Raw genomic sequence first — 15,937 nt, forward strand, 5'->3', positions numbered from 1 at the left:
CAGAATGAGGACAAGAACCCGCAAAGGCTTGCGTGTCAAAGGCCTGCATTGCGCAGAGCGTTTGTTTATGCGGCTTTGCGCCATCATTGAACAAAAAAATCCGCCTCAAATCATCGTCGCGCTTGTTAGACTCGAATCGACTTCCCCAAGGGTTTTCGATTCATGAACAACACAGCGGATGAACCAGAAGTCGTGCCGCGCTATCGCATCGGGGCCGTCGCTCGCATGGCGAATCTCCCCGTCGGCACGCTGCGTATCTGGGAGCGACGATATGGCGTCGTTGCGCCGCCCACCACGCAATCCGGGCATCGCCTGTACAGCGAAGCCGACGTGCGGCGCGTCGCGATGATCAAGGGGCTCGTCGATCGCGGCTATTCGATCGGCTCAATCGCCACCTTGCAGACGGGCGAACTCGAACGGCTCGCGTTCATGCACGTCGACAAGACGCCTGTGTCGCCGCTCGCGGAAGGACCCTCGGGCTTGCGGCTGCGCATCGTCGGCACGGCGCTCGCGCAGACCATCCGCCAGCATCTGCACGCGATGCAGGCGGAGCTCGCGAGCGAGCCGAAAGTCTTCGAGAACATGACGGCTGCATTCACAGAGCGCATGAACCAGCCGGCCGATGTACTGATCATTCATCTGCCGTCGCTGCACGCGGACGATGTCGAGCGCGTGCTCGCGTTGAGCGCGTCGACTCACGCGGAGAACATCGTCGTGGTGTATTCCTTCGCTGCCGCGAATACGATCAGTCTGCTGGAGCGCGTCGGCGTGCGCACGATTCGCGAGCCACTGGATCAGGCATCGATCGCGCATATGATGAGCGACATCCAGCGCAAGACGGGACAAACCGCCACGCAGCCGGACATGCGCGAGCCCGCGCCGCAGCGGCACTACTCCGACGAAACCTTGATGGCGATGGCGCATGCGTCGACCACCGTCGCGTGCGAATGCCCGAAGCATCTTGCGAGCATCATCATGCAGTTGAGCGCATTCGAGCAATACAGCGTCAGTTGCGCGTCGCGCACGCCCGCCGATGCGCTGCTACATGTGTATCTGGCGAACATTTCGGGCCGTGCACGCGCGATGTTCGAGCATGCACTGCTGAGGCTCGAACGCGAGGAACGTTGGGCGCTGGAAAAATCGCTGACAGCGCGCTGATACAACAGAAGCGGCTACGCTAAACGTTTGCGCAACCGCCCAGACGTCAGCGCTGCGAGCGCTTGTTCGCGTACATCGCGCCGTCGGCTTGCGCGAGCAGGTCGTCGATACTCTGCGGGCTGTCCGGCGCATACGTCGCCGTGCCCACGCTGCAATGCAACTGATAAGGCGTCTGTGCGGACTGGCTGTGGACATCCAGTTGATGTCTGAGACGTGCGATGGTCTGCGTCGTCCCTTCTTCGTCCGAGTCGCTCAGCAGCACGACGAACTCGTCGCCGCCTAACCGTCCGATCACATCGCTGTCGCGCAATGCCGTTTGCAATACCGTTGCAAATGCAATCAACGCACGGTCGCCTTCCGCGTGACCGTACACGTCATTGATATACTTGAAGCCATTCAGATCGAAGAGCAGCAGCGACGCGGGTTTTTGCGCGCGCTTGCAGAGCCTGATTGCATGCTGCGCGAGTGCCTCGAAGCCGCGTCGGTTCGACAGGCCCGTCAGTTCATCCGTGGTCGCGAGTTGCACGGCGGAGATTTCCTGCTCGGCCATGCGTGCAAGATCGCGCAATAGCACGCGCTCTTCGTCGTCCAATGCGCGCGGCTTCACGTCGATCAGACAGAGCGTGCCGAGCCGGCTGCCGTTGTCGACGGTGAGCGGATAGCCCGCGTAGAAGCGGATATTCGGGTCGCCCGTGACAAGCGGATTGTCGGCGAAGCGCACATCGAGCAACGCGTCGTTCACGAGAAACAGTTCATCGTCGAGAATCGCGTGGCCGCAGAAAGACACATCGCGCGATGTTTCCGAAGCATCGATGCCGGGATGCGACTTGAACCACTGGCGATGGCTGTCGACCAGCGTGACGGCCGCAATGGGCACGCCGAACAGGCGTCGCGCGAGTCGCGTGAGACGGTCGAACCGTTCTTCCGGCGGTGTATCGAGTATGTGAAGCGAACGCAACGTCTCCACGCGTTCGCTTTCGTTATGTGGCATTGATGGTCGCAGCATTCGAGATCCGGATTAAACGCGAACACGCGATACTCCATTACCACCGCGCGATCCGCCGCAGGTTGAACGGAACCGGGTACAAATTCTATCCGCAGCCTGCGGTAAATGAAACGAATTACGCCCTGCTCAGTTGACTCAAATGCATGCGTAATTGCCCTGGCTGAAAGCTAACCGACACCTGTCGGCCCGTTCAATACGATGCGCACCTTGCGCGCCAGTTCCGCGCGCCGATACGGCTTGTGAATCATGTCGAACTCGCTGCCGTTCGCATCGGTCCGCTCGAGCGACGCATCGGCATAGCCCGTCGTCAGCAGCACCTTGATCTTCAGTTGCAGGCGCCGCGCCTCGCGCGCGAGCATCACGCCGTTCATGTTGCCCGGCATGATGTGGTCGGTGAACAGCAGGTCGACAGTCGTGCCGTCCTGCAAAATCTCCATCGCCTCTTTCGTGTTCAGCACGACGCGCGTGCGGTAGCCGATCTGCTCGAGCATCGCCTGTGCGACTTCCGCCACTTCGACGCGGTCGTCGACGATCAGTATCGTTTCGTTGCCCGCCTTTTCGATCGCCTTCGGTGCGGACGGACGACGCAGCGCATTGCCTTCCACAGCCGGGAAATACAGCCGCAACGTGGTGCCGACGCCCGGTTCCGAATACAGGTTCACGGCGCCGCCCGACTGCTTCGCGAAGCCATATACCATCGACAACCCGAGGCCCGTTCCCTTGCCTTCGTCCTTGGTCGTGAAGAACGGGTCCATCACCCGGTCGAGAATCTCAGGCGGGATGCCGCAGCCGTTGTCGGAGATCGCAATGCTCACGTAGCGGCCGGTCCGCAGGTCAGCGAATCCGACCATCGCCTGCTGCTCCAGTTCGACCGTCTCCGTGCGCACTGTCACGACACCGTCGCGCTGGCTTGCAAGCGCGTCGCGTGCATTGAGCAGCACGTTGAGCAATGCGACTTCGAGCTGGGTCGAATCGACGCGGCAATTGCCGAGGCCATCCTCATATTCGGTCTTCAGAGAAACGTTCTCGCCAAGCGTGCGCCGCGCGAGTTCGACCATGCTGTCCGCGAGCGTGTTCAGATTGACTGGGCGCCCCACGAGCTTCTGCTTGCGCGCAAACGCGAGCAGCTGTTGTGTCAGCGTCGTGGCTTTGGCGACCGCGCCGCGTATGCGATCGAGGCTTTGTGCCATCACCGGGCCTTGCGCATTACCTTCGATGCCCATTTGCAGCACATCCACATAACCCGCCATCACCTGCAGCAGGTTGTTGAAGTCGTGCGCTATGCCGCCCGTCAGCTGCCCGAGCGCCTCCATCTTCTGCGCCTGATGCAGCGCGTCCTCTGCGTCGCGGCGACGGCTCACGTCCAGTTGCGAGCCGAAGAAATACACCAGTTCGCCTTGCTCGTTGAAGACGGGCGAAATGAAGAGCGCGTTCCAGAACGTCGAGCCGTCCTTGCGATAGTTGAGAATCTCCGTCGCGATTTCGCGGCGATGCGCGACGGCGTCCCGCACCTCGTCGATGGTCGCGCGATCCGTCTCCGGCCCTTGCAGAAAACGGCAGTTGGTGCCGATGATCTCCGGCAGCTCATAGCCCGTCATGCGCAAGAACGCATGGTTCGCGAAGATCACGGGGTTGTCGGGCAGGTTCGGATCGGTGACGACCATCGGCATGCGTGTCGTCGATACGGCGGCAAAGAAGATATCGTCCCGATGGTCGGTGATCTGATGCGCGCCGCTTCGAATGGTTGTGAGTGTACGGTTGGTATCCATGGCATTTGACGCAATAAGGTGCGACAGCCACGGTTGTTTCGCTCGACTCTTTACGTGGGCAATCACACTCCGGTTTGAGAAGCCGCATCGGTCTGCGCAGAGCGATGCGGAATTGCATGGCGTCCGTCAGTGCGAAATTCATGCCGACACGAAAATGCGGCAGTATTTGCGCAAACGCTCACGAATAGAAGGGAAGAGTTACCGCGCAAAGCCGCCATGCGTCACTGGAAATGCCGGGTAAGCGATGCGTGATTTAGCAAAAGGAAAAGCGGATAGAAAAATTTTCAAACTATCTTTACTGCTGCGTCCGGCGCAGCATCGACAGGTCATAGCCTAGTGCGCGAACCCGTTCCAGCAGCGCGCGTTGCAGTTCGACAGCGGGCTTCGCCTCACGGGTGAGTATCCACAGATACGTGCCGCTCGGTTCGCCGACGATCGACCAGCCGTAGTCGTCGGCATGATCGAGCACCCAGTAGTCGCCGACATAGAACGGCCCGAAGAACGATACTTTGAGCTTTGTGTTGTCCGACTCGGGGACCACACGCGCCTTGCCACGCGCGATGCGCCGCAGTCCATCAGCACCGCCCTCGCGGCCCGCGTTGATCACGCTGATCAAGCCGTCGTCGCGCTTCGCGTAGTCCGCCGTGACGAAATCGCGGCCTCGTTCGAAATGATTGTCGTAGCGCGCGAACTCGTACCAGCGCCCCGTATAGCGGTCCACGTCGACGCTTTTTGCCGGCTCGGGCACGCGCGCATTGCCTTTTTTCCTTCTGATGATGATCGCACACGCAACCAGCAAACCCACTGCGACGACCGCCGCGCCGGCAATGACAGCGCGCGCGTGAGAACTGCTGTGCTCGATCTCCTGACTGACGTTTTGTTCGACACTCATCGGTATCAACCTCCCGGATATGAAACCTCGACCCGGTGACAAAGCCGTTTAGACCTTACGCGTCTGAAAGTTTTCCAGCAAAGCGCAATACGGTGTCAGCGCAATGAATGCTTGACGGCAACCCCGAGACGCAGATTCGCAATAGCCGCTATGCTCTCTCTTCTGCATTTCCATCCCGCTGCACTCAACCTCTTATAGTTTCCTTCTCGCGGAGTCGATCATGCAATACCGCAAATTCGGCCATACTGGTCTTACTGTCTCGCGTTTGTGTCTCGGTACGATGACTTTCGGTTTGCAAACCGAAGAAGACGTATCGCATGGCATTCTCGACAAGGCGACAGACGCCGGTGTGAATTTCATCGATACGGCCGATGTCTATCCGCTAGGCGGCGATGAAAACCTTGCGGGGCGCACCGAGGAAATCATCGGACGCTGGCTCAAGGGCAAGCGCGACCGCTTCATTCTCGCGACCAAAGCCGTCGGCAAGGTCGGTCCGCATGCGTGGAATCAGGGCGCATCGCGCAAGCATCTGCTCGACGCCATCGACGATTCGCTGCGCCGCCTGAACACCGATTACGTCGATCTGTACCAGCTGCATTCCGACGACCGCGAAACGCCGCTCGACGAAACACTCGAAGCGCTCGACGTGATCGTGCGCTCGGGCAAGGCGCGCTATATCGGCGTCTCGAACTATCTGGCGTACCGGCTCGCGCGCATGCTCGGACGCTCCGACGTATTGCGTACCGCGCGATTCGTGTCCGTGCAGCCGCGCTACAACCTGCTGTTCCGTCAGATCGAACGCGAATTGCTGCCGCTCGCTGACGAAGAAGGCCTGGCCGTGATTCCCTATAACCCGCTTGCGGGCGGCCTGCTGACGGGCAAGCATCGACACGACGCGAAGCCCGCGGACGGACGCTTCACGGAGACGGTCGGCAAGGCAGGTGAGATGTACTCGGAGCGCTACTGGCACGAGCGCGAATTCAAGACCATCGAGACACTGCGCGAGATCAACGCGAAAACGGGCGAACCGATGACGAAGACGGCGATTGCATGGGTGCTCGCGAACCCCACCATCACGTCGGCGATCATCGGCGCGAGCCGTGTCGAGCAGTTGAACGACTCGCTTGCCGCAGTCGACCTGGCGCTCGACCCCGAGATCAAGAAGCAGCTCGACGAGGCGACCGTCGAATACCGCTGGGGCGATGCGCCGCGCTGAGCGTTAGTGCTGCGCTAGCGTCCGTAGCGCAGCACGGTGCTGCTCGCGGCCAGCACGTGATTCGTGACGGCCGCGAGGAACGCGTCGTGATTGAGATTGGGCGGCAGCGCATCGGGCGCGAGATCGAGCGCATAGACCTGCAACACATAGTGATGCGGCACGTCGCCGATGGGCGGGCAAGGTCCGTAATAACCGGGCTTCCCAGTGCGATTGATGCCGCTCACGCTGCCTGCCGGCGCCGACTCACCATGCTGCATCGCGTTCATCGACGCGGGTATCGCGTACAGAACCCAATGAATCACGCCAATGCCCTTGGCGCCGTCGGGATCAAAGAGCGTCACCGCGAAGCTGCGCGTGCCGGATGGCGCGTTGCGCCATTGCACGGCCGGCGACTGGTTGCCGCCGCCACAATTGTTCGCGCTGGCCGCGTGGCTCGAATCGATGGTGCCGCCGTCGGGCGTGCCCGGCGACGTCACTTCGAAAGCGTCGGCCGCCACGGCGTGCGTGGCGCCTGACGAGAGCGCCATACATAGCGCAATGGCTGCGAGCCGGGTATTAGAGAGAGTTTTCATTGGACGGCTCCGTCGAAAGAGATACGGTCACGCGTTCATGACCGCATCGGAGGAAACGAACGGCCATGCCCGTTTATTCCCCCGCCCGCTCTGTGATCTACCCCGGCCTGAAGGCCGGAGCTTCTGAAAGACCTCGCGATCCCCCGTTTCTGCTTCATCGCTGACTGCCTGCCGACGGCCTAAGCCGCAAGCAGGTCTTGCGTCTGCTCCACAGACATAGCTTCGGGTACCCTCAAAGCCCCCGGCGACCCGCCGGTCCCTGAATGCTTGCGTCGAAACGCTACCCGCTTCGTGGTCTTTGGGGCGTCATAGGACCATCGCGCAATGCCTTGATGCCGCGAGCCTTGATGACCCGAGCAGCATTCCAGTCGGCGTGCGCCTCGAAACCACAGCGTTGACAGGCAAACCGCGCACCCTCGCGATTTCCCGGGTGAGTGTGCTCACACTGAGAACACTCCTGACTTGAGTAAGCCGCCGATACCTTGACCGCCAGCTTGTTGTGCCACGCCGACTTGTACTGCAACTGCCGATCCAGCTCTCCCCAGCACGACGCGAGAATCTTCCTGCTGAGTGCAGCCTTCGCGCATGCGCCGTTGCGCAGCCATTTGCCGGTGACAGGATCCTGCCTGGCCTTGGGCTTGCGCGTCATATTCCTGATTCGCAAGTCTTCGAGGACGAAGAGACGGGCGTCGGCTGTCACAAGACCATGCGTCGTCTTGTGCGTGAAGTCGCGACGTACGCGCTGGCCGTAGTTTTTCCGCCGCGCGATCTTTTGAGCGAGCTCACGGCGGTTGGTCGAGTGCTCTTTTGCACGGGACATTTTCTTCTGGTACCGGCGAGCGCCTGCCTCCCGGCGCTCAATGCGCGCGAGATTGACCTGCCCGATCTGATGCTGCCGCCCGGTGCTGTCGGTGAAGCAGTTCTCGCGTACGTTCCGATCAAGGCCGATCGTCGCTGCGTCGAGCGCATCATCATCCAGGCCCGCCTTTCACATGGAAACCACCCTTGGGTTGCTTTGATCCTGAAAGCCCATACTGATCAATGACTTGAACAGTCATGGTCTGCTTGGCGGTCGCCGACACGCAGCAGGTGAACATGGGCTGCCGGGACGTCGCTGGGCATCGCTGCGGCCGGGCCAGCCCTCGAGTTTTATCAGTTTTTCAGTCGCTACGGTCGTGAGCAGGATCGCGCACCACAGAGTTGCCGTTGATCTCGTAGGCGATTTCATGCCGCTCGCGCACGATCCTGTCGTTCTCGTGCGCATAGCTGAAACTCACAAACCAGCGACCCGCTTCGTTGCGGATGACGATGGTCTTCGGAATGCCATACGGCCTGTGGGCCTTGAACCTGAGCAACCCGACCGGGTTTTTCGCGGTGCCGATTTCCAGAACCACTTCACCATTCGACGGCACGAACCGGAAGAGTTCGCCCGTCAACATGACCGTGTTGAAATTCTTTCGCGTGCGATGCGTAGGGGCCTTTGCGAGCCCCTTGATCTGGCGAGTCTTGGCGCACATCCAGCGGTAGGCGCCATTGCGCAGCACCTGGCTTGGTACATCGTAGAGCCATGGTGACAGTTCACGGCTCTTGAAGCGCGAATACTCCTGATCGAGCGGCGTCTTCAGCTTCTCCGAATCCGTTACTCCGCTCGCAATCAGCATACGGCGCTGTGCAGCGTACAGGTGATCCTCACTGACCTTGCCGTTGTAGATGCACCGCTGACATCCAATCCATTGCCGAAGCACTGCGGCCAGCGATCCGCTGACCAGGGCCTGAAACCTTACGCCGGACTGGAGGATGATTGACATGCAAACACTGTACAGGCATACAGCCATATGTCAAGTCAGGCATCCTCTCGATCTCCGTTTCAGAGGATGCGAACCTTCGGTTCGCTGTCTTTCCTTCCTCCCCATGAATGAGGAGGATTGTCGGCTTTCTTGTTCAACAAAACACGCCCGACTTCTGGTTCGCTTCCGGCAACTGCCGCGTTTCCCGCACCGACTTCGGATGCCAGAGCCTAGCGCCGCCTTCGATGCCCGCCGCGTTCGATACGACGGCCGCATTTGACGGCAACTCAAACGTGAGACGCTCCGCATTGCCGCCGCCGATCCACAGCTTGTCGTAGTTGACGAGCGAAGCGAGGATCGCGATCACCTTCTCGACACGCCGGTTCCAGCGCTTGCTGCCCACCTTCTCGCGCGCCGCATTTCCGATGTACTCGTCATACGTGCGGTCCTTGCTGACGGGATGATGCGCGAGTTCGAGATGTGGCATCAGTTCGCCGTCGCGAAAGAGCGCGGTGCCCGCGCCCGTGCCCAGCGTCAGCACGAATTCGATGCCATGCCCTTCGATCGCCGCGAAGCCCTGCATCTCGGCGTCGTTGATCATCCGCACGGGCAAGCCGCCCACACGCGCCGCCAGTTGTTCCGCGAGCGCGAAGCCGCGCCAGCTCGCATCGCCGATATTCGGTGCCGTCAGCACGTGGTTGTCCCGCACGACGCCCGGAAAGCCGATCGACATCAAGGTTGGATGCTGCGCATCGACGAGCGGCTGCACGAGCGTCGCCAGCGTATCGACGAGTTGCTCCGGCGTGCAGGGATGCGGTGTCGCGACGCGCACGCGTTCGCTTTTCATGTCGCCGTCCGCGTCGATCACGGCCGCCTTCAACCCCGTGCCGCCGACGTCGATGGCGAGTATCCGTTCACCGTCGCTTTTGGTGTTACGTCGCGTCTGTACTTTAGCTTTAGCCAAATCGTCCCCCTTTCGTTTGTCGTTGTGACAGGACTACTCTTTGCTCTGCAATGAACGCCACGCGCGGCCATCGCGCGCGAGCAGTTCATCGGCTTGCGCCGGCCCGCTGCTGCCCGCCGGGTAGCCATGCACGGGCAGCGCGCTGCCTTCGGGATGCAACACGCGATCGACCGCACACCAGCCCGACTCGATGCTGTCGGCGCGCTGGAACAGTGTCTCGTCGCCGAGCATGCAGTCGTAGAGCAGCGTTTCATAGCCGACGTTCGCGCGTTCGTCGAAGTAGTCGTTGTAGTTGAACGCCGAGCGCACCGGGCCGATCTGCATCGCCGGTCCGGGCACCTTCACGTTGAAGTCGAAGCGCGTGCCATGCGCGGGATCGATGCGCAGCGTGAATACGTTCGGCGTCAACGCTTCGACGGGCGTGTCGCGGAACATCAGAAACGGCACGCGCTTCAGCTGCACGGCGATCTCGGTGCGGCGCGCGGCCATGCGCTTGCCCGTGCGCAGATAGAACGGCACGCCCGCCCAGCGCCAGTTGTCGATGAACACGCGCGCGGCCGCATAGGTTTCCGTCGTGCTGTCGCGCGCGACGTCGGGTTCGTCGCGATAGCCGACGCCCGCATCGCCCTTTTCGTACTGGCCGAATACGACGTCGTCGCGCTTCAGCGGCTCGATGGCGGCGAAGAGTTCGGCTTTCTTGTCGCGCACGGCTTCGGCATCGAATGAATTGGGCGGCTCCAGCGCAACCATTGCGAGCAACTGGAACAGATGGTTCGGCAGCATGTCGCGGAATGCGCCCGTCTGCTCGTAGAACTTGCCGCGCCCTTCGACGCCGAGCGTTTCCGCCGCCGTGATCTGCACACTGTCGATGTACTCGCGCCGCCACACTGGCTCGAACATCGCATTCGCGAAACGCACGGCGAGGATGCTCTGCACGGTGTCCTTGCCGAGAAAGTGATCGATGCGATAGACCTGCGATTCGTTTGCGTAACCCAGAATGTGCGCATTGAGATCGCGCGCGGACGCGAGGTCCGTGCCGAACGGCTTTTCGATCACGAGACGCCGGAAGCTCCCCTCGCGCTGCGCGTCTTCTTTCAGCAAGCCAAGCTTGCCGAGACGTTCGACGATCGGCCTGAAAAAGCGGGCGCCCACCGCGAGGTAGAAGATCGCATTGCCGTGCGGCGTTTTCTCGATGCGCTGCTTGAGCGCTTCGAATGCATCGTCGGTTTCGAATTCGCCCGCCATGTATTCCATGCGCGATGAAAGCCACTTCCAGGCTTTCTCGTCGACCTTTCCGGTATGCGCTTCACTAGCCTTGTCGGCGGCAAACTGCTCCAGCGACTTGCCGAGATCGCCGAGCCATTCCTTCGTTTCGCGCTCGCCGTGATTGACGCCGATGATGTGCATGCCGTCGTCGAGCAGGCCATCGACGGTCAGGTTGTACAGCGACGGCGTCAACAAACGTTTAGTCAGATCGCCGCCCGCGCCGAAGATGACCAGCGTGCACGGCGGCGCAGGCCGTTTGCCTGCGGGACCCGCGGCGGCTGCATGCGGCCCTGCGCCGATCTTGCAGCTTGCTGACGAGGTAGTCGATGAAGCGTCGTTTGCGTCATTGGACATGGCAGTCTTTCCATGAATGAGCCATACGAGTGGCGATATCTGAAAGACCCGCCGCCATGCCGCACAGTTCAATCGAACCGCTGCAATAGCTGCGGGCAGCGCGGTCTATTTCACGGAAGCCGCCACTTCGGCATCCTGCGCCTCGCCCGTTTCAGGCACGAAGCCGGAACTTGCAAGTTCGCGCGGCTGCAGCAGCAACGCGACGAGACCCGACCATCCCGTCTGATGCGACGCGCCCACCCCGCGTCCGTTATCGCCGTGAAAGTATTCGTGGAAGAGCACGAGATCCTGCGAGCGCGGGTCCGCCTGCAACAGCGGATACGCAGCCATCACAGGTCGCTCGTTGTTCTTGTCCTTCAGGAACAGCGTGGTCGTACGCTGCGCGAGTGCGTCGGCGATTTCGGACAATGAAAGCTGGTTGCCCGAGCCCGTCGGGTACTCGACGCGAAAATCGTCGCCGTAATAGCGATGAAATTCATACAGCGACTCGATCAGCAGATAGTTGACGGGCATCCACACTGGCCCGCGCCAGTTCGAATTGCCGCCGAACACGCGTGAATCCGATTCGGCAGGCAAGTACTTCACGCAGAAGCTCTGGCCGTTGTGCTGATAGACGTACGGTTGATCGCGATGCACACGCGACAGCGCGCGCACGCCGTGATCGGACAGGAACTCGGCTTCGTCGAGCGCGCGCTTGAGCAGCGCTTTCATCCGATGCCCGCGCAACAACGAAAGCAGCAGGCTATTGCCGCGCCCCGGCTCGTTCCAGCGCGACACCAGCCGCGCGAGATCGGGCTTGTTGCGCAGGAACCAGACAAGGCGGTCGCGCAGACCCGGCAGCGAGCCATGCAGACGCTCTTCGAGCACATGCACAGCGATCAGCGGAATCAGGCCGACAATCGAGCGCACGCGCATCGGCACATTGGAGCCGTCAGGCAAGCGCAGCTTGTCATAGAAGAATTCGTCCTCGCTGTCCCACAGGCCCGTATCGCAGTTGTCTTCGCAACTGACGGCCTGCGCGATATACAGGAAGTGCTCGAAGAACTTCACGCCGATATCGACGAACACGTGATTCGCAAACGCGAGTTCGAGCGCGATGCGCATCAGGTCCAGCGCATACGCGGCCATCCACGCGGTGCCGTCGGCCTGATCGATATGACCGCCCGTCGGCAACGGCGACGAGCGGTCGAAAATGCCGACGTTGTCGAGGCCGAGAAAGCCGCCCTGGAAGATATTGCGTCCGTCGGCATCCTTGCGGTTCACCCACCACGCGAAGTTGAGCAGCAGTTTGTGAAAGACCAGTTCGAGAAAATCGCGGTCGCCCTTGCCCATCAGCGCGCGATCGATTTCGTAGACACGCCACGCGGCCCATGCGTGCACGGGCGGGTTCGCATCGCTGAACGCCCATTCGTACGCGGGGATCTGCCCGTTCGGGTGCATGTAGCGATCCTTCACGAGCAGCAGCAACTGGCGCTTCGCAAACGCGGGATCGATCAACGCGAACGCGGCGGCATGAAACGCGAGGTCCCATGACGCGTACCACGGATACTCCCACTTGTCGGGCATCGACACGATGTCCGCGTTGCACAAATGCCGCCAGTCGCGATTGCGTCCCTGTTTGCGCGATGCGGGCGGCGTCGGCTGCAAGGGATCGCCGTCCATCCAGCGCTCGACGTCGAACTGGTAATACTGCTTCGACCACAGCATGCCCGCCAGCGCCTGGCGCTGCACGAGCCGCTCGTCCGCGCCTTCGATATGGTGCTGCAACGCCGCATAGAACGCATCGGCTTCGGCGATGCGCTGGGCGAACAGTTGCTCGGCATCGAGCGGCGTTTCATCGGGGCAAAACTCGGGACGCCAGCGCAGATAGACGACGGCCGTCCCATGCGGCGGCAGATTCAGCGGCACGTGCGCGGCCGCTTTGGTGCCCGCGTCGCGCCGGATCGCGTCGGCGTCGCCATGCACGAGGTAGTCGTTGAAGCCGTCCTTGAACGGACCTTCGGCCTCCATGTTGAAATGGCGCCGGACGTTCGTATCGTTCTCGCAGAACAGCCACTCGAAGACCGTCGTATCGGGCGACCACGCCGTCACCACCATCGGCTCGTGACCAGGATGCGTGCCGAGCAGGCGCGTGACGCCATGCACTGTCTCCTTCGTGAGCTTCGGGCGCTCGTCCGACTCCTTCCACGACCATTTGTTGCGCGCCCAGATTTGCGGCAGCAGATCGAGACTGGCGGATTCGTCCGCGCGGTTTTCGACGGTGACGCGCATCACGATGTCTTCGGGCGTGTTCTTTGCGTATTCGACGGTCACGTCGAAATAGCGCAGGTCGTCGAAGACACCTGTGTCGAGTACTTCATATTCCGGCAGGTCCGCACCGCGCCGCCGGTTCTCTTCGACGAGATCCTGATACGGAAACGCGCCATGCGGGTACTTGTACAGCATCCGCATATACGAATGCGTCGGCGTGCCGTCGAGATAGAAATACAGCTCCTTGACGTCCTCGCCGTGATTGCCTTCCTGATTCGTGAGGCCGAACAGGCGTTCCTTGAGAATGGGATCGGCGCGGTTCCACATGGCGATCGACACACACCAGTTCAATGTGTCGTCGCCGAAACCCGCAATGCCGTCCTCGCCCCAGCGGTAGGCGCGGCTGCGTGCGTGATCGTGCGGGAAATAGTCCCATGCGGTGCCGTTCGGGCTGTAGTCTTCGCGCACCGTGCCCCACTGACGCTCGCTCAGATACGGACCCCAGCGCTGCCATCGCGCGCACTCGCTGGAGTGCAGACGTATTCCTTCGACGGTCGCAAGCAGGTTTCCGGCGCGCAGCGGAGGCATGGCAGCGTCCTCGTCTCTCGTGTGACGGTGGGTGTCACATCGTAGCGCGGTTTGGGGTGTTCGCGTCGGGGAGGTTGGCATGGACGCTTTCGCCCAGCAAAACGCCCATACGCAACCGCGCCCCCAGCGACCACGCCTGAAACGGCGTGCCGCCCGGCGTGTGCGGCGCATCGCCGTCTGCGACTTCTGAAATGTGGTCGAGGCCCGCGCGATCCAGATGCGCGTCGAGCGGCGCGAGAAAGCGCGCGCGTGCTGCGCTGCGGGCTGCCTCGTCGGGACGTTGCACGCGCAGCCATGCTTCGACGAATGGCCCCAGCAACCATGGCCACACTGTCCCCTGGTGATACGCGCCGTCACGCTCGAGCGGCGCGCCCGCATAGCGCCCGCGATAACCGGGATCTTCCGGCGACAACGTGCGCAAACCCAGAGACGTCAGCAGATGCGCTTCCACCTGCGCAACGACGGCGCGCGCCGTGTCGCCTTCGACCAGCGCAAACGGCAAGCCGCCTGCCGCGAAAATCTGATTGGGCCGGATCGATCGATCAACCGTTCCGGGCACATGGTCGACATCGACGTTATCGAACAGCGCGCCTGTTTGCGGATCGACGAAGCGTTTCGCAAACGAAGCCGCCACACGGTCGGCAGCTTCAGTCCATCGCGCGTTCCACTGTGCTGCAATGCGCAATGCGTTGAACCACAACGCCTGCACTTCGACGGGTTTGCCGATGCGCGGCGTCACGACCCAGTCGCCGACCTTCGCATCCATCCACGTGAGCTGCGCGCCAGGCACGCCTGCACGCAGCAGACCATCGTCGTCGGCGTGGATGCCGTAGCGCGTGCCCTGTGTGTAGCCGGCCAGAATCGTATCGACGGCTGCGTGCAGGCGCTCGCGCGTCGCGTCCGACGCATGCCCCGTCGCCAGATAGTCGTGCACGGCAATCGCGAACCACAGCGATGCATCGACCGAGTTGTATTCCGGCTCGTCGCCGTAATCGGGAAAGCGGTTCGGACACATGCCTTGCGAAATCGTCCCCGCCCATGCGAGCAGGATCGACTCGGCTTCCGCGAGTCGCCCCGTGACGATCAGCAGACCGCGCATCGCGATAAACGTATCGCGGCCCCAGTCGGTGAACCAGGGAAAACCGGCGACGATCGTGCGGCCCGCCGACCGCGCGACGACGTAGGCATCGGCGGAACGATGCAGGCGTGAAGCGAAAGAATCGCGGCGATTCGTTTCGGTCTCGGCAAGCGTGTTCGCCAGTTCAATCGCGGTGGCTTGCGTAACAGGCGGCGACTGGTTCGACACGTCCGCGCTCAATATCATCACGGCCGCATGCGAACGAAGATCGAACGTGAAGACGCCCGGCGTCGCGAGGTCTTCGGTGAAATCGAGGCCGCGCTCACGTTCGCGTACGTAGCAGAAATTGCGATACCAGTCGGGCGCGTGTTCATATGCGCCGTTCGTGACGACACGAATCGCTGGCAGATCGTGATACGGCTGCCACTGCACACGTTCGCCATCGACGGAAGCAGAAAAATCGAATGCGCCGTTCTCGTGATGCAGCGCGTGATAATCGCGGCCCGACAGCAACGGACGGACGTGCAGTGTGATTGCGTCATCACGGCGCGCATCGCCATCGAATGCCACGCGCCAGCGCAGCACAGTTTCGCAAGTTGCTTTCGCGACAAACGCTTCCGCGATCACACACGTCCGCGCATCGATGCGGAAGCGCCATGTCGGCCACGGCGTCGTGTCGAACCCGATCAGACTCGCAGCAATGTCGGGATAAACGATATCGGGCGCGTAACGCTGCATCGACAGCGGATAGCGCACGCCCTTCGTCTCGATCCAAGCCTCGACCCCATTCACAAGCACGATACGGCCCGCTGGCGCGCGCGTCGCCGTCAGCAGCAGCGCGTGATAGCGGCGCGTGCGCAGCATGCCGGCCGTGCCCGACGCAAAGCCGCCAAAGCCGTCGGCTTCGAGCCATTCGTCTTCCAGACGTTCGATATCGAAAGGAGATTCGACGCGTGTCATCGCTATAGCCGCCGTGCGTCGGCGACGGGATCAAGACAGCCGACAGATTAGCCGCTCGCACATGAAATGTCTTGTGC

At 61.7% G+C, this 15,937-nt stretch carries 12 protein-coding genes; 2 read left to right on the top strand and 10 right to left on the bottom strand.

Annotation, left to right across the window (positions count from 1 at the left end; translation table 11 throughout):
- Positions 1–162 precede the first annotated feature (162 nt).
- Positions 163–1,158: a MerR family transcriptional regulator gene (locus SB822_RS39445; RefSeq protein ID WP_410857180.1), complete on the top strand. Its 996-nt coding sequence runs from the start codon at positions 163–165 to the stop codon at positions 1,156–1,158.
- Between the two features lie 46 nt (positions 1,159–1,204).
- Here the strand turns inward: SB822_RS39445 and SB822_RS39450 are convergent, their stop codons facing one another.
- From SB822_RS39450 to SB822_RS39460, 3 genes are all read right to left on the bottom strand, one after another.
- Positions 1,205–2,164: a sensor domain-containing diguanylate cyclase gene (locus SB822_RS39450; protein WP_410857181.1), complete on the bottom strand. Its 960-nt coding sequence runs from the start codon at positions 2,162–2,164 to the stop codon at positions 1,205–1,207.
- A 167-nt stretch (positions 2,165–2,331) separates the two neighbouring features.
- Entirely contained in the window at positions 2,332–3,933 is a 1,602-nt protein-coding gene (locus SB822_RS39455) for a hybrid sensor histidine kinase/response regulator (protein ID WP_410857182.1), read from the bottom strand.
- A gap of 295 nt (positions 3,934–4,228) precedes the next feature.
- On the bottom strand, positions 4,229–4,825 hold the full coding sequence (locus SB822_RS39460; RefSeq protein ID WP_410857183.1) for a lipocalin family protein: 597 nt from the start codon (positions 4,823–4,825) through the stop codon (positions 4,229–4,231).
- Between the two features lie 220 nt (positions 4,826–5,045).
- On the opposite strand from SB822_RS39460, the gene SB822_RS39465 reads away from it, so the two are divergent.
- Positions 5,046–6,041 carry an aldo/keto reductase gene (locus SB822_RS39465; RefSeq protein ID WP_410857184.1) on the top strand — a complete coding sequence of 332 codons (996 nt, stop codon included), beginning with the start codon at positions 5,046–5,048 and terminating at the stop codon, positions 6,039–6,041.
- A 14-nt stretch (positions 6,042–6,055) separates the two neighbouring features.
- On the opposite strand, the gene SB822_RS39470 is transcribed toward SB822_RS39465, so the two are convergent.
- From SB822_RS39470 to SB822_RS39500, 7 genes are all read right to left on the bottom strand, one after another.
- Positions 6,056–6,568, bottom strand: coding sequence for a YbhB/YbcL family Raf kinase inhibitor-like protein (locus SB822_RS39470; RefSeq protein ID WP_410857196.1), 513 nt, complete (start codon positions 6,566–6,568; stop codon positions 6,056–6,058).
- 325 nt (positions 6,569–6,893) lie between these two features.
- Positions 6,894–7,592 carry an RNA-guided endonuclease InsQ/TnpB family protein gene (locus SB822_RS39475; protein WP_410857197.1) on the bottom strand — a complete coding sequence of 233 codons (699 nt, stop codon included), beginning with the start codon at positions 7,590–7,592 and terminating at the stop codon, positions 6,894–6,896.
- A 181-nt stretch (positions 7,593–7,773) separates the two neighbouring features.
- Positions 7,774–8,421 carry a hypothetical protein gene (locus SB822_RS39480; RefSeq protein WP_410857185.1) on the bottom strand — a complete coding sequence of 216 codons (648 nt, stop codon included), beginning with the start codon at positions 8,419–8,421 and terminating at the stop codon, positions 7,774–7,776.
- Between the two features lie 133 nt (positions 8,422–8,554).
- A complete protein-coding gene (locus tag SB822_RS39485; protein WP_410857186.1) occupies positions 8,555–9,364 on the bottom strand; it encodes an ROK family protein in 810 nt (269 codons plus the stop codon).
- Positions 9,365–9,397: 33 nt separating this feature from the next.
- Positions 9,398–10,984 carry a glucose-6-phosphate dehydrogenase gene (gene zwf / locus SB822_RS39490; RefSeq protein WP_410857187.1) on the bottom strand — a complete coding sequence of 529 codons (1,587 nt, stop codon included), beginning with the start codon at positions 10,982–10,984 and terminating at the stop codon, positions 9,398–9,400.
- 105 nt (positions 10,985–11,089) lie between these two features.
- The gene (locus tag SB822_RS39495) at positions 11,090–13,822 is read right to left on the bottom strand and encodes an MGH1-like glycoside hydrolase domain-containing protein (protein WP_410857188.1); all 2,733 of its coding nucleotides are present in this window, start codon (positions 13,820–13,822) and stop codon (positions 11,090–11,092) included.
- Between the two features lie 34 nt (positions 13,823–13,856).
- Positions 13,857–15,860, bottom strand: coding sequence for an amylo-alpha-1,6-glucosidase (locus tag SB822_RS39500; RefSeq protein WP_410857189.1), 2,004 nt, complete (start codon positions 15,858–15,860; stop codon positions 13,857–13,859).
- Positions 15,861–15,937: the final 77 nt, after the last annotated feature.

It is taken from the genome of Paraburkholderia sp. SIMBA_054 (assembly GCF_046534875.1).
Lineage (GTDB): Bacteria > Pseudomonadota > Gammaproteobacteria > Burkholderiales > Burkholderiaceae > Paraburkholderia > Paraburkholderia hospita.